The sequence below is a fragment of the Xanthomonas sp. NCPPB 1132 genome (assembly GCF_056629235.1).
This window is the reverse complement of sequence record NZ_CM152819.1, coordinates 2,410,739-2,435,100: the sequence shown is the minus strand read 5'-3', so window position 1 is coordinate 2,435,100 and position 24,362 is coordinate 2,410,739. Positions and strand designations below refer to the sequence as shown.

Annotated in this window: 23 protein-coding genes; 9 read left to right on the top strand and 14 right to left on the bottom strand. The window is 69.6% G+C overall.

All coding sequences use genetic code 11. The annotated features are described in order from the left end of the window. Window positions 1-4: 4 nt before the first annotated feature. The 5 genes from greA to dapB all read right to left on the bottom strand — a co-directional run bounded on the left by greA (window position 5) and on the right by dapB (window position 6,176). A complete protein-coding gene (gene greA, locus AC1G9L_RS10355; RefSeq protein ID WP_026143501.1) occupies window positions 5-469 on the bottom strand; it encodes a transcription elongation factor GreA in 465 nt (154 codons plus the stop codon). 8 nt (window positions 470-477) lie between these two features. Beyond that, entirely contained in the window at window positions 478-3,720 is a 3,243-nt protein-coding gene (gene carB, locus AC1G9L_RS10350) for a carbamoyl-phosphate synthase large subunit (RefSeq protein ID WP_019800831.1), read from the bottom strand. 9 nt (window positions 3,721-3,729) lie between these two features. Further along, a complete protein-coding gene (locus AC1G9L_RS10345; protein WP_481070946.1) occupies window positions 3,730-4,173 on the bottom strand; it encodes a DUF6973 domain-containing protein in 444 nt (147 codons plus the stop codon). Then, on the bottom strand, window positions 4,173-5,297 hold the full coding sequence (carA, locus tag AC1G9L_RS10340; RefSeq protein WP_481070945.1) for a glutamine-hydrolyzing carbamoyl-phosphate synthase small subunit: 1,125 nt from the start codon (window positions 5,295-5,297) through the stop codon (window positions 4,173-4,175). Before carA ends, AC1G9L_RS10345 begins: the two co-directional genes overlap by 1 nt. A gap of 162 nt (window positions 5,298-5,459) precedes the next feature. Beyond that, complete coding sequence (dapB, locus tag AC1G9L_RS10335; RefSeq protein ID WP_481070944.1) at window positions 5,460-6,176, bottom strand: 4-hydroxy-tetrahydrodipicolinate reductase; 717 nt, start codon at window positions 6,174-6,176, stop codon at window positions 5,460-5,462. A 362-nt stretch (window positions 6,177-6,538) separates the two neighbouring features. On the opposite strand from dapB, the gene AC1G9L_RS10330 reads away from it, so the two are divergent. Next, window positions 6,539-7,462: an IS110 family transposase gene (locus AC1G9L_RS10330; protein WP_481070942.1), complete on the top strand. Its 924-nt coding sequence runs from the start codon at window positions 6,539-6,541 to the stop codon at window positions 7,460-7,462. Between the two features lie 116 nt (window positions 7,463-7,578). Here the strand turns inward: AC1G9L_RS10330 and AC1G9L_RS10325 are convergent, their stop codons facing one another. The 5 genes from AC1G9L_RS10325 to AC1G9L_RS10305 form a co-directional block, all read right to left on the bottom strand. Beyond that, window positions 7,579-8,292: an MOSC domain-containing protein gene (locus AC1G9L_RS10325; protein WP_019800558.1), complete on the bottom strand. Its 714-nt coding sequence runs from the start codon at window positions 8,290-8,292 to the stop codon at window positions 7,579-7,581. A gap of 20 nt (window positions 8,293-8,312) precedes the next feature. Beyond that, window positions 8,313-9,521 (bottom strand): aminotransferase-like domain-containing protein, encoded by a 1,209-nt coding sequence (locus tag AC1G9L_RS10320; RefSeq protein WP_481070940.1) that lies wholly within the window; start codon window positions 9,519-9,521, stop codon window positions 8,313-8,315. A 73-nt stretch (window positions 9,522-9,594) separates the two neighbouring features. Then, complete coding sequence (locus AC1G9L_RS10315; protein ID WP_148828380.1) at window positions 9,595-9,849, bottom strand: DUF6587 family protein; 255 nt, start codon at window positions 9,847-9,849, stop codon at window positions 9,595-9,597. Window position 9,850: 1 nt separating this feature from the next. Next, window positions 9,851-11,710, bottom strand: a complete 1,860-nt coding sequence (feoB, locus tag AC1G9L_RS10310; RefSeq protein ID WP_481070938.1) for a ferrous iron transporter B — start codon at window positions 11,708-11,710, stop codon at window positions 9,851-9,853. Next, entirely contained in the window at window positions 11,707-11,958 is a 252-nt protein-coding gene (locus tag AC1G9L_RS10305; protein WP_010343348.1) for a FeoA family protein, read from the bottom strand. Before AC1G9L_RS10305 ends, feoB begins: the two co-directional genes overlap by 4 nt. A gap of 124 nt (window positions 11,959-12,082) precedes the next feature. On the opposite strand from AC1G9L_RS10305, the gene AC1G9L_RS10300 reads away from it, so the two are divergent. From AC1G9L_RS10300 to AC1G9L_RS10275, 6 genes are all read left to right on the top strand, one after another. Further along, entirely contained in the window at window positions 12,083-12,871 is a 789-nt protein-coding gene (locus AC1G9L_RS10300; protein WP_481070936.1) for an enoyl-CoA hydratase-related protein, read from the top strand. After that, on the top strand, window positions 12,868-13,272 hold the full coding sequence (locus AC1G9L_RS10295; protein WP_481070934.1) for a VOC family protein: 405 nt from the start codon (window positions 12,868-12,870) through the stop codon (window positions 13,270-13,272). The genes AC1G9L_RS10300 and AC1G9L_RS10295 overlap by 4 nt, the downstream gene beginning before the upstream one ends. Window positions 13,273-13,436: 164 nt before the next feature. Then, window positions 13,437-14,333 (top strand): hydroxymethylglutaryl-CoA lyase, encoded by an 897-nt coding sequence (locus AC1G9L_RS10290; RefSeq protein WP_019802472.1) that lies wholly within the window; start codon window positions 13,437-13,439, stop codon window positions 14,331-14,333. A 112-nt stretch (window positions 14,334-14,445) separates the two neighbouring features. Beyond that, a complete protein-coding gene (locus tag AC1G9L_RS10285; protein WP_019802473.1) occupies window positions 14,446-15,216 on the top strand; it encodes an SDR family oxidoreductase in 771 nt (256 codons plus the stop codon). A 113-nt stretch (window positions 15,217-15,329) separates the two neighbouring features. After that, window positions 15,330-15,896, top strand: coding sequence for an elongation factor P-like protein YeiP (gene yeiP, locus AC1G9L_RS10280; RefSeq protein ID WP_010343353.1), 567 nt, complete (start codon window positions 15,330-15,332; stop codon window positions 15,894-15,896). Window positions 15,897-15,900: 4 nt separating this feature from the next. Further along, on the top strand, window positions 15,901-16,332 hold the full coding sequence (locus AC1G9L_RS10275) for a hypothetical protein (RefSeq protein WP_481070932.1): 432 nt from the start codon (window positions 15,901-15,903) through the stop codon (window positions 16,330-16,332). A 342-nt stretch (window positions 16,333-16,674) separates the two neighbouring features. Here AC1G9L_RS10275 and AC1G9L_RS10270 read toward each other — a convergent pair whose 3' ends face one another. The 3 genes from AC1G9L_RS10270 to AC1G9L_RS10260 all read right to left on the bottom strand — a co-directional run bounded on the left by AC1G9L_RS10270 (window position 16,675) and on the right by AC1G9L_RS10260 (window position 20,416). Further along, a complete protein-coding gene (locus tag AC1G9L_RS10270) occupies window positions 16,675-18,552 on the bottom strand; it encodes an Lnb N-terminal periplasmic domain-containing protein (RefSeq protein ID WP_481070930.1) in 1,878 nt (625 codons plus the stop codon). 41 nt (window positions 18,553-18,593) lie between these two features. Next, entirely contained in the window at window positions 18,594-18,911 is a 318-nt protein-coding gene (locus tag AC1G9L_RS10265; protein WP_010341821.1) for a DUF2388 domain-containing protein, read from the bottom strand. Between the two features lie 116 nt (window positions 18,912-19,027). Beyond that, the gene (locus tag AC1G9L_RS10260) at window positions 19,028-20,416 is read right to left on the bottom strand and encodes an FAD-linked oxidase C-terminal domain-containing protein (protein ID WP_019802505.1); all 1,389 of its coding nucleotides are present in this window, start codon (window positions 20,414-20,416) and stop codon (window positions 19,028-19,030) included. Between the two features lie 261 nt (window positions 20,417-20,677). On the opposite strand from AC1G9L_RS10260, the gene serA reads away from it, so the two are divergent. Beyond that, window positions 20,678-21,919 (top strand): phosphoglycerate dehydrogenase, encoded by a 1,242-nt coding sequence (serA, locus tag AC1G9L_RS10255; protein WP_019802504.1) that lies wholly within the window; start codon window positions 20,678-20,680, stop codon window positions 21,917-21,919. 187 nt (window positions 21,920-22,106) lie between these two features. Here serA and AC1G9L_RS10250 read toward each other — a convergent pair whose 3' ends face one another. After that, entirely contained in the window at window positions 22,107-22,682 is a 576-nt protein-coding gene (locus tag AC1G9L_RS10250) for an NUDIX hydrolase (protein ID WP_481070928.1), read from the bottom strand. A 169-nt stretch (window positions 22,683-22,851) separates the two neighbouring features. Here AC1G9L_RS10250 and AC1G9L_RS10245 point away from each other — a divergent pair, with 169 nt between their 5' ends. Beyond that, a complete protein-coding gene (locus AC1G9L_RS10245) occupies window positions 22,852-24,324 on the top strand; it encodes an amino acid permease (protein WP_019802502.1) in 1,473 nt (490 codons plus the stop codon). Window positions 24,325-24,362: the final 38 nt, after the last annotated feature.

Genomic DNA, 24,362 nt, shown 5'->3' with positions numbered 1-24,362 from the left:
CGGATCAGCCGACGTAGGCGACGCTGACGATCTCGTACTCGCGGCGACCGGCGGGGGCGTCGATGCTGACGCTGTCGCCTTCCATCTTGCCGATCAGCGCACGCGCCAGCGGCGAGGAGATCGCGATCAGGCCGAGCTTGATGTCCGCTTCCAGGTCGCCGACCAACTGGTAGCGTTTCTCCTCGTCGGTCTCGACGTCGGCCAGGGTCACGGTGGCGCCGAACACCACCTTGCTGCCGACCGCCAGCTTGCTGACGTCGATGACCTCGGCGTGCGACAGCTCGCTTTCCAACTGTTTGATGCGGCCTTCGATGAATCCCTGCTGCTCGCGCGCGGCGTGATACTCGGCGTTCTCCTTGAGGTCGCCGTGGGCACGCGCCTCGGCGATCGCGGTGATGACCTCGGGACGCTTGACCGACTTCAGGTGATCCAGTTCCTCGCGCAACCGCTGCGCGCCTTGCATGGTGATCGGGGCTCTCACGCTTCCAGCTCCTTGTGCAGTTCCTGCAGCGCCCAGACCGGACCGGTGCCGCGGAATTCCAGTGAATGCACCAGCGCACGCGCGCCGGCGACCGTGGTCGAATAGGTGACGCGATGCTGCAGGGCTTCGCGACGGATCGAGAACGAGTCGGAGATCGCCGCCCGGCCCTCGGTGGTGTTGACGATATACACGATTTCGCCGTTCTTGATCAGGTCGACGATGTGCGGGCGGCCCTCGGCGACCTTGTTGACCTGCTCGCACTGCAGGCCGTGCTGCTGCAGCCAGGCGCACGTGCCGCGGGTGGCGACCAAGGTGTAGCCGCGCTCGACCAGCGCCTGCGCCACCGGCAGCACGCGCTGCTTGTCCGGATCGCGCACCGACACGAACGCCTTGCCCAGCGGCGGCGCCTTGATGCCGCCGGCTTCCTGCGCACGCGCGAACGCCGCGCCGAAGCTGCGCCCCACGCCCATCACCTCGCCGGTGGAACGCATCTCCGGGCCGAGGATCGGATCGACGCCCTGGAACTTGGCGAACGGGAAGATCGCCTCCTTCACCGAGTAGTAGTCGGGCACGATCTCCTTCAGCGCGCCCTGCTCGGCCAGGGTCTTGCCGGCCATGCAGCGCGCGGCGATCTTGGCCAGCGGCACGCCGATCGCCTTGGACACGAACGGCACCGTGCGCGAGGCACGGGGGTTCACTTCCAGCAGGTAGACGATGTCGTCGCCGGCATCGTTGACCTGCACCGCGAACTGGGTGTTCATCAGCCCGACCACGTTCAGCGCCTTGGCCAGTTCGACCACCTGGCGGCGCAGCTCGGTCTGGGTGGCCGGCGACAGCGAATACGGCGGCAGCGAGCAGGACGAATCGCCCGAATGCACGCCGGCTTCCTCGATGTGCTCCATCACGCCGCCGATCAGCACCTGGCCGCTGTGGTCGGCGATGATGTCCACGTCCACTTCCACCGCGTTGTCGAGGAAGCGGTCCAGCAGCACCGGCGAATCGTTGGAGACCTTGACCGCATCGCGCACGTAGCGCGCCAGGTCGGATTCGCCGTAGACGATCTCCATGGCGCGGCCGCCGAGCACGTAGCTCGGGCGCACCACCAGCGGGTAGCCGATCTCGCGCGCCAGCACCAGCGCTTCCTCGGCGTTGCGGGCGATGCGGTTCGGCGGCTGCTTCAGGCCCAGCTTGTCGACCAGCTGCTGGAAGCGCTCGCGGTCCTCGGCCAGGTCGATCGAGTCCGGCGAGGTGCCGATCACCGGCACGCCGTTGGCTTCCAGCGCGCGCGCCAGCTTCAGCGGGGTCTGTCCGCCGTACTGCACGATCACGCCCTTGGGCTGCTCCAGCTCGACGATCTCCAGCACGTCTTCCAGGGTCAGCGGTTCGAAGTACAGGCGATCGGAGGTGTCGTAGTCGGTGGACACGGTCTCCGGATTGCAGTTGACCATGATGGTCTCGTAGCCGTCCTCGCGCAGCGCCAGGGCCGCGTGCACGCAGCAGTAGTCGAACTCGATGCCCTGGCCGATGCGGTTGGGGCCGCCGCCGAGGATCATGATCTTGTCACGATTGCTGGGCGCGGCCTCGCACTCGTCCTCGTAGGTCGAGTACAGGTAGGCGGTGCTGGTGGCGAATTCCGCCGCGCACGAGTCCACCCGCTTGTACACCGGGCGCACCTTGTGCGCGCGGCGCAGCGCACGCACCGCCGCCTCGTTGGTGCCGGTCAGCTGCGCCAGGCGCGCATCGGAGAAACCGGCGCGCTTGAGCGTGCGCAGGCGCTTGGCGTCCAGCGCGCCGAGACCGTCGGCGGCCAGTTGTGCCTCCTGCGCGATCAGGTCTTCCATCTGGTCCAGGAACCAGGGATCGATGAACGACAGCGCGTGCACCTGCTCCACGCTCATGCCGGCGCGGAAGGCGTCGGCGACATAGAACAAGCGCTCCGGACCGGGCGCCTTCAGCTCGCGCTTGAGCGTGGCCAGGTCGTCTTCGCTGCTCAGGTCCAGGCCGGTCGGGTCCAGCCCGATCTTGCCGGTCTCCAGGCCGCGCAGCGCCTTCTGCAGCGATTCGGAGAAGGTGCGGCCCATCGCCATCACCTCGCCCACCGACTTCATCTGCGTGGTCAGGCGCGCGTCGGCCTGCGGGAACTTCTCGAAGGCGAAGCGCGGGATCTTGGTGACCACGTAGTCGATCGACGGCTCGAACGAGGCCGGGGTCAGCCCGCCGGTGATCTCGTTCTTCAGTTCGTCCAGGGTGTAGCCCACCGCCAGCTTGGCCGCGACCTTGGCGATCGGGAAGCCGGTGGCCTTGGAGGCCAGCGCCGAGGAGCGCGACACGCGCGGGTTCATCTCGATCACCACCACGCGGCCGGTCTGCGCGTTGATGCCGAACTGCACGTTGGAACCGCCGGTGTCCACGCCGATCTTGCGCAGCACCGCGATCGAGGCGTCGCGCAGGCGCTGGTATTCCTTGTCGGTCAGGGTCTGCGCCGGGGCCACGGTGATCGAGTCGCCGGTGTGCACGCCCATCGGGTCCAGGTTCTCGATCGAGCAGACGATGATGCAGTTGTCCGCGGTGTCGCGGACCACTTCCATCTCGAACTCCTTCCAGCCCAGCACCGACTCCTCGACCAGCACTTCGCTGGTCGGCGACAGTTCCAGGCCGCGGCCGACGATCTCGATCAGCTCTTCGCGGTTGTAGGCGATGCCGCCGCCGCTGCCGCCGAGGGTGAAGCTGGGGCGGATGATGGTCGGGTAGCCGACCGTCGCCTGAATCTCCAGCGCCTCTTCCAGGGTGTGCGCCACTGCCGCCTTCGGGCATTCCAGGCCGATCTCGCCCATCGCCACGCGGAACAGTTCGCGGTCCTCGGCCATGCGGATGGCCTCGCGCTTGGCGCCGATCAGCTCGACGCCGTACTTCTCCAGCACGCCGTGGTCGGCCAGGTCCAGCGCGCAGTTCAGCGCGGTCTGCCCGCCCATGGTCGGCAGCAGCGCATCGGGTTTTTCCTTGGCGATGATCTTCTCGACCGTCTGCCAGTTGATCGGCTCGATGTACACGGCGTCGGCCATGTTCGGGTCGGTCATGATCGTGGCCGGGTTGCTGTTGACCAGCACCACGCGGTAGCCCTCGTCGCGCAGCGCCTTGCACGCCTGCGCGCCGGAGTAGTCGAACTCGCAGGCCTGGCCGATGACGATCGGGCCGGCGCCGATGATGAGGATGGTTTGGAGGTCGGTGCGCTTGGGCATGGGGGATTCTCAGTAGAGGCGGTCCTGCCACGCCGCAGGGGCGCGCCAGGTGATCTGATCGGGCGAACGCGCATCGATCGCGCCATGGTCGACCGCGGCGCGAACCTCGCGCTGCATCGCGGCCCAACTGCTGGCGGTGGCGCCGATGCGCGCGCCGATCCGGTTGTTGTGGGCGTCCATCGCCCGGCTGGCGTTGCCGTGGCCGTCGCGCTCCATGACCGCCGTGACCCAGTCCACGCAGCGTGGCGACAGGGTGTAGGCGACCACGGCGCTGGCCAGGCTGTGGCGGTACGCATCGGCCGGGCCGTCGCGCCCGCCCGGCAGGCCGGCGCTGAGCCATTGCGGATACACCGCGCCCAGCACGAAGGCCGGATACGCGGCCAGCACCAGCAACGCCGTGGCCGGCCACCGCCAGCGGCGGGTCGGCGACGGCATGGCCGGCGCGGCGACCATCAGGCGGCGGCCGCCATCAGCGCGGTGAAGCGGTCGAACAGCGGCGCCACGTCGCGCGGACCCGGCGAGGCTTCCGGATGGCCCTGGAAGCTGAAGGCCGGCGCGTCGGTGAGCGCGATGCCCTGGTTGCTGCCGTCGAACAGCGAGCGATGGGTGACGCGCACGTTGGCCGGCAGCGTCGCCTCGTCCACCGCGAAACCATGGTTCTGCGAGGTGATCATTACCCGGCCGCTGTCCAGGTCCTGCACCGGGTGATTGGCGCCGTGGTGGCCGTGGCCCATCTTCAGGGTCTGCGCGCCGGCGGCCAGCGCCAGCAGCTGGTGGCCCAGGCAGATGCCGAAGGTGGGGATCTTGCGCGCCAGCAGTTCCTTGATCGCGGCGATCGCGTAGTCGCACGGCGCCGGGTCGCCGGGGCCGTTGGACAGGAACACGCCGTGCGGGTTCATCGCCAGCACCTCGGCGACCGGCGTCTGCGCCGGTACCACGGTCACCTCGCAGCCGCGCTCGGCGAGCATGCGCAGGATGTTGAGCTTGACCCCGTAGTCGTAGGCGACGACCTTGAACCTGGGCTCGGCCGTCACGAAGGTGTTGCTGTCCAGGTCGAGCTGGCCGTCGCGCCAGGGATAGACCTTATCGGTGGAGACCACCTTGGCCAGGTCCATACCCTTCAGTCCGGGGAACTTGCGCGCCGCGTCCAGCGCGGTGTCCACGTTCACCTCGCCGGCCATCAGCGCGCCGTTCTGCGAACCCTTCTCGCGCAGGATGCGGGTCAGCTTGCGGGTGTCGATGCCGGCGATGGCGACCACGCCGCGCTGGATCAGCCAGTCCGGCAGCGCCACCTGGTTGCGCCAGTTGCTGGGGCGGCGCGGCACGTCGCGCACGATCAGGCCGGCCGACCAGACCTGGGCGGCCTCGTCGTCCTGGTCGGTGCAGCCGGTGTTGCCGATATGCGGATAGGTCAGCGTGACCAGTTGGCGGGCGTAGGAGGGATCGGTGAGGATCTCCTGGTAGCCGGTCATGGCGGTGTTGAACACCACTTCGCCGACGGACAGGCCGGCAGCGCCTACGGATTCGCCCTCGAACACGGTGCCGTCTTCAAGGACAAGGATTGCGGGTTGAGTCACGGGGTTCGCCTTGGGGAGAGAGGAACCCTGCCCCACCAACTTGCAGGCTGCAAGAAACCGCGAACTCGGCGCTTCTCCGGGTCCGTGGCGATGGGTAACAGGCGAGCGAGAATTGTACCGGCGCGGGGCGGTCCGCGCCAGCCGTTTGGGTGAAGCGCCTGTTCAGCCGAGCAGATCGCGCAGCCGGTAGGCCCCGGGCGCACGCCCCGGCAGGCGCGCGGCGGCATGCAGCGCGCCGCGGGCGAAGATGTCGCGGTTGCTGGCGCGGTGCACCAGTTCGACCCGCTCGCCGAGCCCGGCGAACTGCACCAGATGCTCGCCGACGATGTCGCCGGCGCGCAGGCTGGCGTAGCGCGGGGTGGCGCCGCCGTGCGCGGCCGCCTCGCCCAGAGTGAGCGCGGTGCCGGACGGCGCGTCCTGCTTGTGCACGTGATGCGATTCGACGATGTCGCAGTCCCAGCCCGGCAGCGCCGCGGCGGCGCGCTCGACCAGATCGTGCAGCACCGCCACGCCCAGGCTGAAGTTCGACGCCCAGATCAAGGGAATGCGCTCGGCGGCGGCGGCCAGCGCCTGCCGCTGCGCGTCTTCCAGCCCGGTGGTGCCGGACACCAGCGCCGCGACGCGCGCCGTGCACAGGGCCAACACCGGGTCGAAGCCCTGCGGCAGGCTGAAATCGATGGCCACGTCGAAGGCCGGCACGCCGCCCAGTTCGGCCGCGGCGAAGTACGGCACGCCGTCGATCACCCGCTGCGCCGGCGCGCGCCGCACCACCGCGGCCACCACCTGCAGCGCCCGGTCCTGCGCGGCCAGCCGCAACAACGCCTGGCCCATCCGGCCCGACGCACCATGGATCAACACACGCAGCGGAGAAGTCGTCATCGGCAAAGGCTAGCGGTTTGCGCGCGGGTGCGACAGAGGGCGTGTGCGCCGGAGACGCATGCTCCCGACGAAATGCCAGCGACGTTCGACGTCGCGCGTGCGCTGCTTCGGAGGTGAGCGGCTTTGCTCGTCGCGGCTGAAGCCGCTTGTGTCAAATAAGGGTCTATCGTTGCAGGTGAGAGCGGAGTGCGGCAGGCCGTTTAGCCGCAGTGCCAGCAAGCACGAGTAGGAGTCAGCGCCGCCGCACTCCGGTTCTCCTGCCTGACAAGCCCGAACAGTTGCCCGAGTGACGAGCTCGAACTCCACAAGCATGGGCATCGGCAGGAGCGCTCTCGTCCATGAGTCTACTGCGGAGAACGTCTATGCGACGCCATGTCGGGATCGATGTATCCAAGGCCGAACTGGTCATTCATGTCCTGCCGGACGAGCAGGCCTGGACCCAGCCCAATACGCCACAGGGGCAGCGTGCGCTGGCCCAACGTCTGGCTGGGATGGACTGCGAGCGGATCGTGCTGGAAGCCAGCGGTGGGTACGAACGTGCCGTGCTGCAAGTGTTGCGGCAGGCCGATCTGCCCGTGGTGCGGATGCCCGCCGATCGTCCGCGCAAGCTCGCCCAGGCCTTGGGCCTGCATGCCAAGACCGATGCCCTGGACGCGCGCCTGCTGGCCATCGCCGCCCAGCACATCCCGACCACCCCCACGCCCGTGGTGCCCGGGCACCAGCAGTCTCTTCGCGAACTGCTGGACCTGCGTGCCACCCTGGTGAGCCAGCGTGATGTCCATCGGCGGCGCCTGGAGCACATCACCAGCGCCAAGGTGCAACACCGCTGCCGAGAGGTGATCGCCCTGCTGAACCAGCAGATCCAGACGTTGACGCAGGAGATCGAGCAGCAGGGCAAGACCTGCTCGAGCCTACCCAAGGTGCCTGGGCTCGGCACGATCCTGCGCGCGGTTCTGGCCGCGCGGCTGCCAGAGCTGGGCACGCTGCCGCCACGCAAGCTCGCTGCCCTGGTCGGGCTGGCCCCGTTCAATCACGACAGCGGCTGCTGGAAAGGCCAGCGCCGCATCAAAGGTGGACGTGCCGACGTGCGGCGCGTGCTGTACATGGCCACCTGGGCCAGCATCCGCGCCAAATCCCCCTTGGCCAACACCTACGCGCGTCTGCGCGCAGCCGGCAAACCGGCCAAGGTCGCCATCGTCGCCTGCATACACAAGTTCCTGCGCTGGCTCAATGCCATCGCGCGCGATCAGGCCCCGTACGCTCCTCCTGTCATCGCAGGTGCATGACAGTTGACTCCTACGACGGGCTGAACGCAATCGCAGCCAATGAGGCATTCCACTGTGGGAGGGGCTTCAGCCCCGACGCGGTGCGACGACAGACACAGGAACGGCGCCTTGCTGCCCTACTCCGGCGCCTGCCCCAACAAGCGCTTGTCCCAGTTTTCCACCGCGCGCTGCGCCAGGCGCCGCTCGAACAGGGTGCGCCAGTTCGGCACCAGCGGCAGCGCCAGCACGTCCTGCAATTGCGCCGGGTCGATCTCGCGCCGGTACAGCAGGCCGACCAGCCGCGCCAGCGGCCACTGCGGATACGGACGCTCCAGCAACTCCAGGCGATCGCCGGCGGCGACCTCGCCCGGTTGCAGCACGCGGTAGTACCAACCGGTGCGGCCGCTGTCCTGCACGCGCCGCGCCAGCGCCGGCACGCCGAAGCGGTCGGACAGCTTCCAGCACGGCTGCCGCGACTGCGAGACCTCGACCAGCGCGGTACCCAAACGCAGCCGATCGCCCAGGCACAGGTCGGCTTCGGTCACGCCGCAACTGCTGAGGTTCTCGCCGAATGCGCCCGGCGCGTCCAGCAAGGCATGCGCGCCGAGTTCGTCGCGCCAGGCCGGGTAATGGTCGCGCGGGTAATGGTGCAAGGCCTTGTCGGGACCGCCATGCACGCGGCGGTCGCCCTGCTCGTCCAGTTCCAGCCCTTCCGGGCCGATGCGCAGGCGCCCGTCCTGGGGCCGCTTGTCGATCGCGCTGCGGCTGCCCGGGCGGGTGAACGCCTGCGCGCGGCCGACCAGCACCGCATCGATGGTCCAGCTGGCGACCGCGGAACCGGACGACGTCATCGACAGACGCGAGGCCAGGCTCAGGCCGTCGCGCGTCGGTGCGCGGCGACCTCGTCCTGCAACAGCGCGCCGAGGATGCGCACGCCGGTCTCGATGCGCTCGGCCGGCACGGTCACGAACGACAGGCGCAGGGTATTGCGCTGCGGCGCGACCGCGAAGAACGGCGCGCCCGGCACGAACGCCACGTTGCGCTCGATCGCCTTGCTCAGCAGCGCGCCGCCGTCCATGCCCTCAGGCAGCTCGACCCAGATGAACATGCCGCCGGCCGGGCGGTTCCAGCGCACCTGCGCGGGGAAATACTTCGTCAGCGCCGCGAGCATCTGCTCGCAGCGGCTGGCGTACAGCGTGCGGATGCCGGGGATATGCGCATCCAGGAAGCCGTCCTGCACCGCCTCGTACACGATGCGCTGACTGAACGAGGGCGTGTGCAGGTCGGCCGCCTGCTTGGCCTGCACCAGCTTGGCATGCACCGACTCCGGCGCGACCACGTAGCCCAGGCGCAGGCCGGGGGCGAACACCTTGGAGAACGAGCCCATGTAGATGGCGCCGTCCGGGTTCATCGACAGCAGGCTCGGCAGCGTGTCGCCGCTGTAGCACAGTTCGCCGTACGGATCGTCCTCGACGATCGGCACGCCGGCTGCGGCCGCACGCGACACCAATGCCTGTCGGCGATGCAGCGGCAGGCGCCGCCCGGTCGGATTCTGGAAGTTCGGCAGCACGTACATGAAGCGCGCGCCGGCCAGTTGCGCATCGTCCAGCGCGTCCACCACCACGCCGTCGTCGTCCGACTGCATCGCCGCGAACGCCGGCTGGAACAACGAGAACGCCTGCAGCGCGCCGAGATAGCTGGGTGTTTCCACCAGCACCTTGCTGCCTTCGTCGATGAACACCTTGCCGAGCAGATCCAGGCCCTGCTGCGACCCGGTGGTGATCAGCACCTGGCTGGCCCGGATGTCGGCGCCGTCGCGGCTCAGTCGCGCCGCCACCCATTCGCGCAGCGGCAGATAGCCTTCGGTCGGGCCGTACTGCAGCGCCGCCTGCGGCGCGTCGCGCAGCACCTTGTCGCAGGCCTCGCGCATGCGCGCGACCGGGAAGGTGTCCGGCGACGGCAGGCCGCCGGCGAAGGAGATCACTTCCGGGCGTTCGGTGACCTTGAGGATTTCGCGGATCGCCGAACTGGTCAGCGCCTGCGCACGGCGGGAGAACTGGAATGGGCTGGTCATCGGCATAGGATAGTCGCCGCCCTGGCCGCGCGCATGTGCGGCGCACAAGCGCGCGCCGGCCGGCAACGCGTGGCGCGGCTCAGTGCCGGCGCGGCGGCGTTGGCCCGCAGCTGTCGCAGCCGCCACAGGCGCCTGCACCGGCACTGGCCGGCGGTGCGATGCGCCGCCCCAGCGCCTGCAGCCAGGCCGCCCGGCCGGGCTTGAGCAGGCGTAATGCGAGTGCGCCGCGCAGCTTGCGCGCGGTGCCCGGAAACTGCTTCTTCAGCACCACCCAGGCGCTGACCAGCACCGCCAGCGCGATCACCAGGTACTGCAGCAGCAGCGAGGCGCTCATCTCAGCCGGCCCCCAGCGCCACCGCGACCTGGTAGGTGACCAGCGAGACCAGATAGGCCAGCGCGAACAGGTAGAACGCGGCGAAACTCATCTGCTTCCACGAGTTGGTCTCGCGCTTGATCGTGGCCAGGGTGGAAAGGCACATCGGCGCATAGATGTACCAGACCAGCAGCGACAGCGCGGTGGCCAGCGACCAGCCGTCGTGGATCAGTGGCGACAGCGCCTGCGCGCCGGCATCGTCGTCGGCGGCCGACAGCGCGTACACCGTCGCCAGCGACGACACCGCCAACTCGCGCGCGGCCAGGCCGGGGATCAGCGCGATGCAGATCTGCCAGTTGAAACCCAACGGCGAGAACACCGTGGTCATGGCGTGGCCGATGCGGCCGGCGAAGCTGTAGTCGATCGGCGGCAGGGTGGCGTCGGCCGGTGCCGCCGGGAACGACAGCAGGAACCACAGGAGGATGGTCAATGCCAGGATGATGCCGCCGACGCGCTTGAGGAAGATCGCCGCGCGCTCCCACAGGCCCAGCGCCAGGTCGCGCAGATGCGGCACGCGGTAGGACGGCAGTTCCAGCAGCAGCGGATGCTCGCCCTTGTCGCGGCGCCATTTCTTCATCGTCCACGACACAACCAGTGCACTGGTGATGGCGGCGAAGTACAGGCCGAACAGCACCAGCCCCTGCTGGTTGAACACGCCCCATACCTGCTTCTGCGGGATGAACGCGCCGATCAGCAAGGCGTACACCGGCAGGCGCGCCGAACAGGTCATCAGCGGCGCCACCAGAATAGTGGCCAGGCGGTCGCGCGGGTCCTGGATGCTGCGCGTGGACATGATCCCAGGCACCGCACAGGCGAAGCTGGACAGCAGCGGAATGAACGAGCGCCCGGACAGGCCGGCCGCGGCCATCATGCGGTCGAGCAGGAACGCCGCGCGCGGCAGGTAGCCTGATTCCTCCAACGCCAGGATGAAGGCGAACAGGATCAGGATCTGCGGCAGGAACACCACCACCCTGCCGAGGCCGGCGATGATGCCGTCGACCAGCAGGCTGTTGAGCGGTCCTTCCGGCAAGGTCGCATGGACCCAGGCACCGAGCGCATTGCTGCCGCCGTCGATCAGGTCCATTAGCGGCGTGGCCCAGGCATACACCGCCTGGAAGATCAGGAGCATCACCACCGCCAGGGTCAGCAGCCCGGCCACCGGATGCAGCAGCCAGCGGTCCAGCGCATCGTCCACCCGCGAGGTCCGCGTCGGCATCGACACCGCCGCCGCCAGGATCGCGCGCACCTGCTGGTGATAGTCGCCCTGCCCCTCGGCCGGCGCCACCGCCGGCGGCAGTGCCGGCGCCAGCGCGTCGAGCCGCTCGACCAGGGCGCGCGCGCCGTTGCGGCGCACCGCCACGGTCTCGATCACCGGCACGCCCAGCGCCTGCTCCAGCGCCTGGCGGTCGATCTGGATGCCGCGGCGCTGCGCCGCGTCGACCATGTTCAGGGCAACCAGCATCGGCTTGCCCAGCTCGCGCAGTTCCAGCGCGAAGCGCAGGTGCAGGCGCAGGTTGGTGGCGTCGACCACGCAGACCAGCACGTCCGGCGCCGGCTCGCCCGGATAGAAGCCGCGGCACAGGTCGCGGGTGATCGCCTCGTCCAGGCTGGCCGGCTGCAGGCTGTAGGCGCCCGGCAGGTCCAGCACCGCGAACTCGCGCCCGGACGGCGCGCGGAAGCGGCCCTCCTTGCGCTCGACGGTAACGCCGGCGTAATTGGCGACCTTCTGCTTGCTGCCGGTCAGCTGATTGAACAGCGCGGTCTTGCCGCAGTTCGGGTTGCCGACCAGGGCCAGACGCAGCGGCGCGGCCACCGCGCTCACGGGCGCACCTCGTCCAGCGCGCTGACCTGCACCCGCGCCGCCTCGCTGCGGCGCAGCGCGAAGCGCGTGTAACCCACCTGCACCAGCAGCGGTTCGCCGCCGATCGGCCCGCTGGTCAGCACCTGCACCTGCTCGCCGGCGACGAAGCCCAGCTCGCGCAGACGCCGCGCAATGGCGTCGTTGGGCTGGCGGTCGTGCACGGATTCCACGAGGGCGCTGCTGCGCAACGGCATGTCGGACAACGTCACAGCACGTTCCGTCGATAAGAATGGTTATCAATTGTAGCATCGCCGCGGCGCGTCATGGCGGCGCTGACGCGGCCGGCTATGATCGCCGTATGGCTGCCGTTTCCCCTTTGTACGAGCGTGTTCGATGAGCGATGCCCTGTTGTTGCAACGATCCGGCAAGGTCCTGACCCTGCAGTTGAACCGACCCGAGGTCCGCAACGCCTTCGACGCCGTGCTGATTGCCCAGCTCAGCGACGCCCTGCTGCAGATCGGCGCCGATCCGCAAGTCCAGGTCGTGGTCCTGGCCGGCGCCGGCGCGGCGTTCTCGGCTGGGGCCGACCTGCAGTGGATGCGCTCGATGGCCGGCGCCAGCGAGCAGGCGAACCTGGACGATGCGCTGGCCCTGGCACGGCTGATGCGCCTGCTCGATGAACTGCCCAAGCCCACGGTGGCGCGGGTGCAGGGCGCGGCGTTCGGCGGCGCGGTGGGCCTGGTCGCCTGCTGCGACATCGCCGTGGCCGCCACCGATGCCCGCTTCGCACTCAGCGAAAGCCGCCTGGGCCTGCTGCCGGCGGTGATCTCGCCGTACGTGATCGCCGCGATCGGCGCGCGCCAGGCGCGGCGCTGGTTCGCCAGTGCGGAAACCTTCGACGCCGCCACCGCGGCGCAGATCGGCTTGGTCCACCAGGCGGTGGCGCCGGAGGCGCTGGACGCGGCGGTGCAACGCCAGGTCGCACTGCTCGGCCAGGCCGGGCCGCTGGCTGCCGCCGGCGCCAAGGCGTTGGTGCGGCGGGTCGCCGCTGGCGGCGAGCGCGATGCGCTGGACCAGGCCAATGCGGCGCTGATCGCGCAGTTGCGGGTCTCGGCCGAGGGCCAGGAAGGACTGAATGCGTTCCTGGACAAACGCGAACCGGCCTGGAGGGCCTGCCCATGAACCCGCTCGACCATCTCGGCCTGCGCTGCAGCGACCTCGACCGCAGCCTGGCCTTCTACCGCGCCGCCCTGGCCGCGCTGGACCTGGACGTGGTGATGCAGGTGAGCGCCGAACAGAGCGGCGGCCAGCGCCACATCGGCTTCGGCCGCGACGGCAAACCCAGCTTCTGGATCGCCGACGGCGGCCGCGACGCCGGCGACAACGGCGTGCACGTGGCCTTCGTCGCCGTCAGCCGCGCGCAGGTGGATGCCTTCCATCGCGCCGGCCTGGCCGCCGGCGGCCGCGACCATGGCGCGCCGGGCCTGCGCCCGCACTACCACCCCGACTACTACGGCGCGTTCCTGCTGGATCCGGACGGCCACAACATCGAAGCGGTCTGCCACCGCCGGGCAGCAGACTGATCCGTGCTGCCGCGTCGTACCCGCGCACGGCGCTGGCCGTGCTGCCGGTGCTTCACCGCCTCCCTCTCAGGAATTCGCATGATCCTCGTTGCTTCCCGTCTCATGCGCATTGCCCGGCAGACGCCGCGGCGCGCGCACTCCCTCCCGGTGCAGGAGCGTGCGCGATGAACGACAGCGTCCGCATCGTCGAAGTCGGCCCGCGCGACGGCCTGCAGAACGAGAAGGCCTGGGTCGCCACTGCCGACAAGATCGAGCTGATCGCGCGGCTGGGGCGCACCGGCCTGCGCAGCATCGAGGCGACCAGCTTCGTCAGCCCCAAATGGGTGCCGCAGCTGGCCGATGCAGCCGAGGTCTACGCCGGCATCGCGCGGGTGCCGGGGGTGGACTATCCGGTGCTGGTGCCGAACCTGCAGGGCTACGAGCGCGCCGCCGCGGTCGGGGTGCGCGAGGTGGCGGTGTTCACCGCCGCCTCGGAGGCCTTCAACCGCACCAATACCAATGCCGGCATCGATGAATCGCTGGCGCGCTTCGCACCGGTGCTGGAGCGCGCGGCGGCGGATGGGGTCAAGGTGCGCGGCTACGTCTCCACCGTGCTCGGCTGCCCGTACCAGGGCGCGGTGCCGCTGGACGACGTGGTGCGGGTGGCGCAGCGGCTGCACGCGATGGGCTGCTACGAGATCTCGCTGGGCGACACCATCGGCGTGGGCACGCCGGGCAAGGCGCGGGCGATGCTGCGCGCGGTCGCTGCCGCTGTGCCGATGGACGCATTGGCGGTGCATTTCCACGATACCTACGGCCAGGCCCTGGCCAACATCGCCGCCTGCCTGGAAGAAGGTGTGCGCGTGGTCGATGCCGCCGTCTCCGGCGCCGGCGGCTGCCCCTACGCCAAGGGCGCCAGCGGCAACGTGGCCAGCGAGGACGTGGTCTACCTGCTGCACGGCAATGGCGTGGACACCGGCATCGACCTGCCGGCACTGGCCGCGACCGGCCGCTGGCTGGCGCAGAAACTCGGCCGACCCACCGGCAGCAAGGTCGGCCAGGCGCTGGCCGCCGAAGCCTGAGCGCGCTAGCTCCGCACCCGACGACAGGCTTGCCCACAGCGGCCGGTCGTCGCGTCTCGCCGCGACGGGGCGGCAGCCTCTAAACTGGACGTTTTCCTGGGAGGGAACATCCATGCAGCTTGCCGATCTCAAAGCGGTGGTCACCGGCGGCGTGTCCGGCCTCGGCCTGGCGGTGGCGCAACGCATCGTCGCCGAAGGCGGCAAGGTCGCACTGTTCGATCTGAACGACGACAAGGGCGCGGCCGCGGTCGCCGCGCTGGGTGCGGAGCGGGCCTGCCACCTGCGCACCGACGTCAGCGACGAGGCCAAGGTGGCGGCGCAGCTGGCGGCGGCACGCGATTTCCTCGGCGGACTCAACGCCGCGGTCAACTGCGCCGGCATCCTCGGCGCCGGCCGCGTACTCGGCAAGGAAGCGCCGATGCCGCTGGCCACCTTCCAGGGCACGGTTATGGTCAACCTGGTCGGCAGCTTCAACGTCGCCAAGGCCGCCGCCGACCTGATGCAGCACAACGCCCCGGGCGAGGACGGCGAGCGCGGCGTGATCGTCAACACCGCCAGCGTCGCCGCCTACGAGGGCCAGATCGGCCAGGCCGCCTACGCCGCGTCCAAGGGCGGCGTGGTGGCGATGACCCTGCCGATGGCGCGCGAACTGGCGCGCTTCGGCATCCGCGTCAACACCATCGCCCCGGGCATCTTCTGGACGCCGATGGTCGACGGCATGCCCGAGGCCGTGCAACAGTCGCTGGCCGCGTCGATCCCGTATCCTTCGCGTCTCGGCCGTCCGGACGAATTCGCCGACACGGTGATGTTCCTGCTGCGCAACCGCTACCTCAACGGCGAGACCATTCGCCTCGATGGCGCGGTGCGGTTGGCGCCGAAGTAGCCGGGAACGGAGAATCGGGAATCGGGAATCGCAAAAGCGCTTCCCTCCGATTGCCAGTTCTCCGCCTTTGCTTTTCCCATTCCCGATTCCCAACTCCCGATTCCCAGCCCCAAATGAAAGCCAACGAAATCAAGAAAGGCAACGTCGTCGAGTACAACAACGGCGTGTACCAGATCCGCGACATCGAGCGCAGCTCGCCGCAGGGCCGCGGCGGCAACGTGCGCTTCCGCTTCGTGATGTACAGCGTGCCGGGCGGCAACAAGCTCGATGCCAGCTTCGACGGCGACGACGACCTGCGCGAGGTCGAGCTGATGCGCCGCCAGGCCACCTTCTCCTACAAGGACGGCGAGGCCTTCGTGTTTCTCGACGACGAGGACTACACGCCCTACACCCTGGACGCCGATGCGATCGGCACCGACGCCGGCTACATCACCGACGGCCTCAGCGGCATCTACGTGCAGGTCATCGACGACCAGCCAGTGGCGATCCAGCTGCCGCAGAGCGTGACCCTGGAAGTGATCGAGACCCCGCCGGAACTCAAGGGCGGCACCGCCACCAAGCGCCCGAAGCCGGCCAAGCTCAATACCGGCATCGAGATCATGGTGCCGGAGTACATCGGCAACGGCGAGCGCGTGCTGGTCAACACCACCACCGGCGAATTCGCCGGCCGCGCCGACTGAGTCCGTGCGCGGGCGCCGTGCCAATCACGCCTCCCGCGCCGGCCGCGCCGGGCACGCGCCACGGCGCGCGTCCCTCGGTCTGCTGCTGGCCGTGACGGCGCTGGCGCTCGCCATGCCGGTGCCGCCGGCCACCGCAGCCGCGGCCAAGCCCGCGTGCACGATTCCGGACGCGGTCGATCCAGAGCATTACGAAGGGTTCTGCGCGATGCCCGCGCCGATCCGCGCCTTCGTCGCGCGCCAGGACACCTGCACCCATTTCGCCGGCGAAGAGCCCTACGACGCGGCGCGGCGGCGCGAACTGGAACAGGCGATGGCCAAGTACTGCGACGGCAACGAACAGACGTGGGCGACGCTGCGCGCGCAGTACCGCCAGGATCCGCCGCGCGACACCTGGCTGCGCCGCTACGGCAAGGATGTCGGTCTCGAACTGCCGTGATGGCGGTTTGCGTGCGGGCAAGGTAGCGCCCTTGCGGGCATCGGCGTCGGCCTGAAGGTAGTCGCCATCGGCCAGCTCCCCCGCTTCGCTCGTCGCGGCTGAAGCCGCTCCTAAAAACCGAGCGGAGGGGACGCCGCTTTTTTGTGGGAGGGACTTGAGTCCCGACGACTGGAACTATCGGCCTCCTTTCATAACGAAAAGGCTGCGCTGCAACCAGCCGATGCAACAAACCCACCGCCGGCCGCGTCGTAGGAGCGGCTTCAGCCGCGACCGCGCCGCCGTCAACCGCACGCGCGATACATCTCTCTTCGATCGCCTCGCATCGCAAGCCCGCATGCCGCACTAGGGCTGCCCACCACGCTGCCGCAACAGCGACGGCGAATCCAACTGCAGCCCGCCACCTTCGCGGTTGAGCGTGCGCAGGCGTTCGCCCAGCGTCGCCAGGTTGGCATCGATCTGCGCCAGGTCCGCCTGCAGTGGCGCCGGCAGCAACCCGCGCAGGCGCACCTGCAACGCGACACCATCCTCGCGCAGCGCCGCGATCCGCGCCTGTCCCTGGACCTGCAGCCAGGCGCGCTCCTGCGCCTGCGGCAGGCCATAGCCAGGCTGCCCCTGCAGCAGGCTCGCCGGCTGGCTGAGCAGCCCCTGCTCGGCCAAGACGGCGCGCACGGCGCTGGCGGCGTCGCGGGTGTCGGCAGCCGCCTTGCCCTCGCCCGCAGCGGCCACCGCGGACGGCAGCGGCGTGCCCAGATAGCGCCGCTTCAACGCATCGCGGCCGCGCTGTTCGGCGCGGCGCCGCGCGGCGTTCTCCAGCACCAGCAAGGCCGCACTGGCGCGCAGGTCACCGCGCTGCAGCCACGGCGCGCGCTGCGCGGCCGGCAGGTCCAGCCACGCGTCGGCAGTGCGCGCCGGCAGCGCCAGCCCACGGCGCGCCACCGCGAACATCTCCGCGAAGTGCGCGCTCGCCGCCGGGAAGTAATAGCCCTCCCGCACCGCCGCGTCGGCATCGTCGAGCACCGACGCATCGGCGATGCCGGCCCGTACCAGGCGCCGGCGCAATCCGGTCGGGCTGATGCCGGACAGGTGCGCGGCCGACAACCGCGGCACGCCGTCGTGCAGCAAGGCGTAGGTCTCCACCGCGCAGTTGTTGCTGAGGAAGTAATAGCGGCCGTCGTAGCTCCAGTGCAGTTGCGCGGCGCGCTCCAGCAGCGCGGCGATCTCCTCGCGCGAGAGCCGCAGCGGCAGCGACTGCAGGCCACGCAGTTGCACCTGGGTGTAGTCGTCCACCACCTGGCGCAGCGGCAGCACGAACAGCCGCGACGGGTACGAACCGGTCAGCCCGCGCAGGCTGGAGATCTGCACATCATCGACGAAGGCGCGGAACGACAAGACCCGGTGCTCGGCCAGGTCCAGCCGGCATGCCGGCCCCAGCGGCCGCCCCGGCGCGCAGATCACCAGGCGCAGCATGCTGTGGCCCCAGTGGCTCATCGGCTGCGCGTTGCCTTCGGCCAGCAGGTAGTCCACCGCGTAGACCCGCGCCGGGTCGATCTGCAGCAGCGCCGCCTGCTCGGCCAGCGGATCCTGCACGAACGCCAGGCCCGGCGCGCAGTCGCGGGCCGGTGGCGTCCACGCCAGGCGCTCGGCGAAATACGCGGCCAGCGCCGGGCGGCGGCACGCATAGTCCGGATCGAGCAGGACGTGTTCGAGATTCACCGCCACGAACTCGGCCGGCGACTGCAATTCGTAGCGGTCCGGGCTGCGCTCGGTGAAGCGGTTGTGGCCGCGGCGCAGGCCCAGGCGCATCGGGCTGACCTGCCAGCCGGCCAGATCCAGCAGCCGCGGATCGGACGACAGCCGCCCTGCGGCGGCACGATCGTAGAAATGCGCCAGTTCATGCAGCACCGCGGCCAGGGCCGGTCGCCGCGCCGGATCGATGGCCGGATCGGTGTCGGAATCCTCTGCCGCCATCCAGTCGCGCAGCAGGCGCTTGTTCAACAGCAGGCGTCTGGCCTGCGCGCGCCCATGCACTTGCGCGGGAAGGTCGTCGCGCCATTGCAGCGGCAGCCCTGTCGGCAGCGCCGCGGCCCAGGCCGGGGGCAGCCGCGCCTGCGCCGCGGCCAGCACGGCCTGGCTGGCCGTGCGCTCGGCTGGGCTCAGCTCGCGCTCATCGACGGACACCGTCGCGGCCGCTGCGGGTACCGCAGCGGCGAGCGCCAGCATCACCAGCCACCGCGCGACTAGGCGCCGTGGCCGGCGCGCGGTCACAGCGCCAGGATCGCCTGCGCCAGTTCCAGGTCGCTGGCCTGCTGCGCCTGCGGGTTGCGTTCGCGCAGCACGCGCAACGCCGCTTCCAGTTGCACGCCGCGGATGCGGCCGGCGCTGGCGACGAAGCCGGCCGCGTCGTCGCGCGCCTGCAGCACCACCTTGTCGTTGTTGGAACTGCTGTCCGAGGACGCCGAGCTGCCGGCCGAACCGGCCGAGGCCGAACCGGCGGAGCTGCCAGCGAAGCTGGACGCCTGCGCGAACGCGGGCAGGATCAAGGCGAACAGCAGGGCGCAGCGCGCGGTCACTCGGGTCATCGCAATCGTTCCAAACAGGATCGTGAAAAGGGGGACGGCCAGGGCCGCGCCGCATAGCCTAGCGGCCCGCCGCGCGCAGCGCCTGAACGGGCCGTGCGGCAGTGCTGCGGCCGGGCTCAGGGATCGAACAGCTTGCCGGGATTGAGCAGACCGGACGGATCGAACACGCGCTTGACCGCACGCATCAGCGCGATCTCCTCGGCGCTGCGGGTGCTGTCCAGGTACGGCTTCTTGACCAGGCCGATGCCGTGCTCGGCGGAGATGCTGCCGCCGTGCTCGGCCAGTACCTGCGCCAGCAGCTTGGTGACCTGCTCGCAGGCGGCGATGAACTCGGCCGGCGCGGTGGCGTCGGGCTTGAGCACGTTGATATGCAGGTTGCCGTCGCCGATGTGGCCGAACCACACCACCTCGAACTGCGGGTAGGCCTCGCCGAGCAGCGCCTGGGTCCGTGCCAGGAACGCCGGCATCGCCGAAATCCGCACCGAGACGTCGTTCTTGTACGGCGTGTAGCGCGCCACCGCCTCGGTAATGCCTTCGCGCAGGCGCCACAGCTGCGCGGCCTGCGCCTCGCTCTGGCTGATCACCCCGTCCAGCACCCAGCCCTGCTCCATGCAGGCCTCGAACGCGGCCAGCGCCGCGGCCTCCTGCGCCTCGTTGCCGCTGGCGTATTCGGTGACCACGTAGTACGGATAGACGGTGTCGAACGGCGCCTGCGCGCCATGCGCGAGCACGTGCTGCAACGCGCGGTCGGTGAAGAACTCGAACGCCTCCAGCTGCAGCCGGCTGCGGAACGCGGCGAATACCTGCATCAGCACCTCGAACGAGGGCAGCGCCAGCAGCATCACGTTGCTCGGCGGCGGCGGATCAGTGAGCCGCAGGGTGGCCTCGACCACGATGCCAAGGGTGCCTTCGGAGCCGATCAGCAACTGGCGGAAATCGTAGCCGCTGGAATTCTTGATCAAGCCGCGGTTGAGCTCGAGCAGCTCGCCGCTGCCGGTGACCACCTTCAACCCGGCGATCCATTCGCGGGTATTGCCATAGCGGATCACGCGAATGCCGCCGGCGTTGGTGGCGATATTGCCGCCGATCGAGCACGACCCGCGCGCGGCGAAGTCCACCGGGTACAGCAGCCCGTGCTCGCGCGCGGCGTTGTGCACCGCTTCCAGCGGCATGCCGGCCTGCACGGTGAGGGTGCGGTCGACCGGATCGAACGCCAGCGCCTTGTTCATCCGCTCCAGGCTCAGCACCAATTCGCCGTGCGCGGCCACCGCGCCGCCGGACAGGCCGGTGCGGCCGCCGGAGGGCACCACCGCCACCGCGTGCTCATTGGCCCAGCGCAGCACCGACTGCACCTCTTCCACCGTCGCCGGCAGCGCGATCGCCAGCGGCGCCGGGGTCCAGCGCCGGGTCCAATCGCGGCCGTAGTGTTCCAGGTCGGCGGGATCGGTCTTCAGGCGCAGGCCGGGAACGGCGAGGGCCAGGGCATCCAGGCGCGGGTCGGTCATGGGCGGAGAGGCATCGGCGGAGGCAAGCATTCAAGCGTGCCAGCGTTGCGCAACGGCGTCCAGTTCGCTGCCAGCAGGTCGCGCCTTTGCGAATCCCCACTCCCCACTCACGAATGCCCTCGCCGGCCGCTGCCAATCGATGCACCTGAAACCGTCCGCCGGCGTTGCATCCACGGCCTCCCGGCATCCTATTGCGGCGCACCAAAGCGCGGAGCCATCTGGCATAGTGACCGGCCCGTTGGCCATCGCTCACTCGCCGCAATGTCGCCCAAGAAGACCTCGTTTCCGAAGCAGGATATCCGCGTGCTGCTGCTCGAAGGCATCAGCCAGACCGCCGTCGACGTGTTCCGCGCGGCCGGCTACTCGCAGATCGAACTGCACGCCAAGTCGCTGCCGGAAGACGAGCTCAAGCAGCGCATCGCCGAGGCGCACATCGTCGGCATCCGCTCGCGCACCCAGCTCAGCGCCGAGGTGCTGGCCAACGCCAAGCGGCTGATCGCGGTCGGCTGCTTCTGCATCGGCACCAACCAGGTCGACCTGGATGCCGCCGAACTGGCCGGCATCCCGGTGTTCAATGCGCCCTACTCCAACACCCGCAGCGTCGCCGAACTGGTGATCGCCGAGGCCATCCTGCTGTTGCGCGGCATTCCGCAGAAGAACGCCGAATGCCACCGCGGCGGCTGGTCGAAGTCGGCCGCCGGCAGCCACGAGACCCGCGGCAAGGTGCTGGGCATCGTCGGCTACGGCCACATCGGCACCCAGGTCGGCGTGCTGGCCGAGGCGCTGGGCATGCAGGTGATCTTCCACGACATCGAGACCAAGCTGTCGCTGGGCAACGCCCGCACCGCCACCGACCTGGACGACCTGCTGGCGCGCTCGGATGTGGTCACCCTGCACGTGCCGGAAACCGCGGCCACCCGCGACATGATCGGCGCGGCGCAGCTGGCGCAGATGAAGCCGGGCGCGCACCTGATCAACGCCTCGCGCGGCACCGTCATCGACATCGACGCACTGGACGCGGCGCTGCGCAGCGGCCACATCGGCGGCGCCGCGGTGGACGTGTTCCCGATCGAACCCAAGGGCAACGGCGACCTGTTCGAATCGCCGCTGGTCGGGCACGACAACGTGATCCTGACCCCGCACGTGGGCGGCAGCACGCTGGAGGCGCAGGACAACATCGGCGTGGAAGTGGCGGCCAAGCTGGTGCGCTACAGCGACAACGGCAGCACCCTGTCGGCGGTGAACTTCCCCGAGGTGACCCTGCCCGAGCACGCCGAGAGCCTGCGCCTGCTGCACATCCACCGCAACGTGCCGGGCGTGCTGTCGCAGATCAACGAACTGTTCTCGCGCCACAACGTCAACATCGACGGCCAGTTCCTGCGCACCGACCCCAAGGTCGGCTACGTGGTGATCGACGTGGGCGCCAGCGAGGAGCAGGCGGCGGTGCTGAAGGAGGAACTGGCGCAGGTGGCGGGGACGTTGCGGACGCGCATTCTTTACTAGCTGGGATTGGGGATTGGGGATTTGTGGGTGCGCTGCGCGCTCTTACCCTCACCCCAACCCCTCTCCCGAGGGGAGAGGGGCTCTGGCTTTCCCTTCTCCCATCGGGAGAAGGTGCCCCGAAGGGGCGGATGAGGGTACGGGCGCAGCCTCGTGTTGCCAGATTGGTGCAGCGCTTCGCGCCCGACCCTCACCCCAACCCCTCTCCCGGGGGGAGAGGGGCTTGCCGCTCCAGCCATTTGCGCGCCATGCGCCGCAGCGACGGATCCAGATCCGCTTCATCCAGCAATTCGGCAATCGAGCGCCAGGCCAACGCCAGCGATTCTTCGCTGACCGCGAAGGCTTCGTCCGCGCCGGCGCGGACCACATACCGCGCATCGTAGTGCCAGTGCCCCGGCACATCGCCTCGCTCAGGAATCCAGTGGCGGTCCAGGTCGAAGATCGCGCCGTCGTCCACGACCAGGCCAGCCAGCCCCGACTCCTCCTCGGCCTCCTTCAACGCCACCCGCGCCAGATCGCGGTCGCCGTCGGCGTGTCCGCCCAGTTGCAGCCAGCGCTGCAGCTTGCGGTGATGGGTCAGCAGGGTGCGCGTGCCATCGGCGCTGACCAGCCAGGCCGAGCCGGTGAAGTGGCCGTCCAGGCGCGCGCGCACGAACGGATCGGCGGCATCGTCGAGCAAGGCCAGGAACTGCGCGGCGACCTCGGCCTGCTCCGGACACTGCCGGGCATGGGCCTGCAACTGCTGGCGTAGGGACGACTCCGGCATCGGCGTTCTCGCGTTCGGGGGCCGCCATTATCGCCGCCGACGGTGCAGCGCGGCTTGTGGCGGCCGGCCGGCTTTGGCATGGTACGACGCTTGCGTCGCCCGCTGCGGGCCCGGCGCTTCGCCATTGCCGGGGCCGCTTGCCCCGTACCGCCACCTGGGGATGCACCGAATGCTCAAGTCTCTGCTGAGGGTCAAGCCGATCGAACCGGCCGGTCACGTCGATGCCGGCGAACCGTTCGAAGGCAGTCTGGAGGGGGAAGCCACCCTCAAACGCACCCTCACCGCCAGACACCTGATCCTGCTCGGCATCGGCGCGGTGATCGGCGCCGGCATCTTCGTGCTCACCGGCCAGGCCGCGGCCAATCATGCCGGCCCGGCGGTGATGCTCTCGTTCGTGTTCGCCGGCCTGGCCTGCGCCTTCGCCGGCCTGTGCTACGCCGAGTTCGCGGCGATGCTGCCGGTCTCCGGCAGCGCCTACTCGTATTCCTACGCCACGCTCGGCGAAGGCGTGGCCTGGTTCATCGGCTGGTGCCTGGTGCTGGAATACCTGTTCGCCGGCTCCAGCGTCGCGGTCGGCTGGTCGGCCTACCTGATCAGCTTCGTCACCGGCACCCTCGGCCTGCCCTTCCCGGTGGAACTGGCCAGCGCGCCGCTGACCTGGACCGGCCACGCGTTCGTGGCCTCGGGCAACCTCGTCAACCTGCCGGCGGTGCTGATCGTGGCCGCGGTCAGCACGCTGTGCTACATCGGCGTCACCCAGTCGGCCTTCGTCAACGCCATCGTGGTGGCGATCAAGGTGCTGGTGATCTGCCTGTTCGTCGGCGTCGGCCTCTTCTACATCAACCCGGACAACTGGCACCCGTTCATCCCCGAGAACACCGGCCCGGGCGAGTTCGGCTGGAGCGGCATCTTCCGTGCGGCCTCCATCGTGTTCTTCTCCTACATCGGCTTCGATGCGGTCTCGACCTCGGCCGGCGAGACCAAGGACCCGCAGAAGAACATGCCGATCGGCATCCTGGTGTCGCTGGCCATCTGCACCATCATCTACATCATCGTCTGCGCGGTGCTGACCGGCCTGCTGCCCTACACCCAGTTGGGTACCGCCAAGCCGGTGGCCACCGCGCTGGAGCACTACCCGCAGTTGGCGTGGCTGAAGACCTTCGTCGAGATCGGCGCCATCGCCGGCCTGTCCTCGGTGGTGCTGGTGATGCTGATGGCGCAGCCGCGCATCTTCTACACCATGGCCCGCGACGGCCTGCTGCCGAAGCTGTTCGGTAAGGTCCATCGCCGCTTCCACACGCCCTACGTCGGCACGGTGGTGGTCGGCGTGCTCGCTGCGCTGCTGGCCGGGCTGATTCCGCTGGACGTGCTGGGCGAACTGGTGTCGATGGGCACTCTGCTGGCCTTCGCCACTGTTTGCGTCGGCGTGATGGTGCTGCGCTTCACCCGTCCCGACCTGCCGCGTCCGTTCCGGGTACCGCTGTTCTGGGCGGTGTGCCCGCTGGGCGCGCTGTTCTGCGTGGGCCTGTTCTTCCAGGCGTTCCAGGAGCATTGGAAAGTGTTCGTCGGCTGGACCCTGATCGGCCTGTGCATCTACTTCTTCTACGGCATCCGCAACAGCCGCCTGGCCGCGAAGGCCTGATCCGCTCCCCCGAAGACCGGCGTCCGCGCCGGTCTTCG

Excerpts from the sequence above, each read along its gene's own strand:
- AC1G9L_RS10250 (WP_481070928.1), bottom strand. The coding sequence starts at position 22,682 with ATGCCGGAGTCGTCCCTACGCCAGCAGTTGCAGGCCCATGCCCGGCAG.
- carB (WP_019800831.1), bottom strand. The coding sequence starts at position 3,720 with ATGCCCAAGCGCACCGACCTCCAAACCATCCTCATCATCGGCGCCGGC.
- dapB (WP_481070944.1), bottom strand. The coding sequence starts at position 6,176 with ATGACGACTTCTCCGCTGCGTGTGTTGATCCATGGTGCGTCGGGCCGG.
- AC1G9L_RS10245 (WP_019802502.1), top strand. The coding sequence starts at position 22,852 with ATGCTCAAGTCTCTGCTGAGGGTCAAGCCGATCGAACCGGCCGGTCAC.
- AC1G9L_RS10295 (WP_481070934.1), top strand. The coding sequence starts at position 12,868 with ATGAACCCGCTCGACCATCTCGGCCTGCGCTGCAGCGACCTCGACCGC.
- AC1G9L_RS10300 (WP_481070936.1), top strand. The coding sequence starts at position 12,083 with ATGAGCGATGCCCTGTTGTTGCAACGATCCGGCAAGGTCCTGACCCTG.
- AC1G9L_RS10345 (WP_481070946.1), bottom strand. The coding sequence starts at position 4,173 with ATGGTCGCCGCGCCGGCCATGCCGTCGCCGACCCGCCGCTGGCGGTGG.
- AC1G9L_RS10270 (WP_481070930.1), bottom strand. The coding sequence starts at position 18,552 with ATGCTGGCGCTCGCCGCTGCGGTACCCGCAGCGGCCGCGACGGTGTCC.
- AC1G9L_RS10260 (WP_019802505.1), bottom strand. The coding sequence starts at position 20,416 with ATGACCGACCCGCGCCTGGATGCCCTGGCCCTCGCCGTTCCCGGCCTG.
- AC1G9L_RS10325 (WP_019800558.1), bottom strand. The coding sequence starts at position 8,292 with ATGACGTCGTCCGGTTCCGCGGTCGCCAGCTGGACCATCGATGCGGTG.
- AC1G9L_RS10265 (WP_010341821.1), bottom strand. The coding sequence starts at position 18,911 with ATGACCCGAGTGACCGCGCGCTGCGCCCTGCTGTTCGCCTTGATCCTG.
- AC1G9L_RS10330 (WP_481070942.1), top strand. The coding sequence starts at position 6,539 with ATGCGACGCCATGTCGGGATCGATGTATCCAAGGCCGAACTGGTCATT.
- serA (WP_019802504.1), top strand. The coding sequence starts at position 20,678 with ATGTCGCCCAAGAAGACCTCGTTTCCGAAGCAGGATATCCGCGTGCTG.
- AC1G9L_RS10290 (WP_019802472.1), top strand. The coding sequence starts at position 13,437 with ATGAACGACAGCGTCCGCATCGTCGAAGTCGGCCCGCGCGACGGCCTG.
- AC1G9L_RS10285 (WP_019802473.1), top strand. The coding sequence starts at position 14,446 with ATGCAGCTTGCCGATCTCAAAGCGGTGGTCACCGGCGGCGTGTCCGGC.
- AC1G9L_RS10315 (WP_148828380.1), bottom strand. The coding sequence starts at position 9,849 with ATGAGCGCCTCGCTGCTGCTGCAGTACCTGGTGATCGCGCTGGCGGTG.
- yeiP (WP_010343353.1), top strand. The coding sequence starts at position 15,330 with ATGAAAGCCAACGAAATCAAGAAAGGCAACGTCGTCGAGTACAACAAC.
- AC1G9L_RS10320 (WP_481070940.1), bottom strand. The coding sequence starts at position 9,521 with ATGCCGATGACCAGCCCATTCCAGTTCTCCCGCCGTGCGCAGGCGCTG.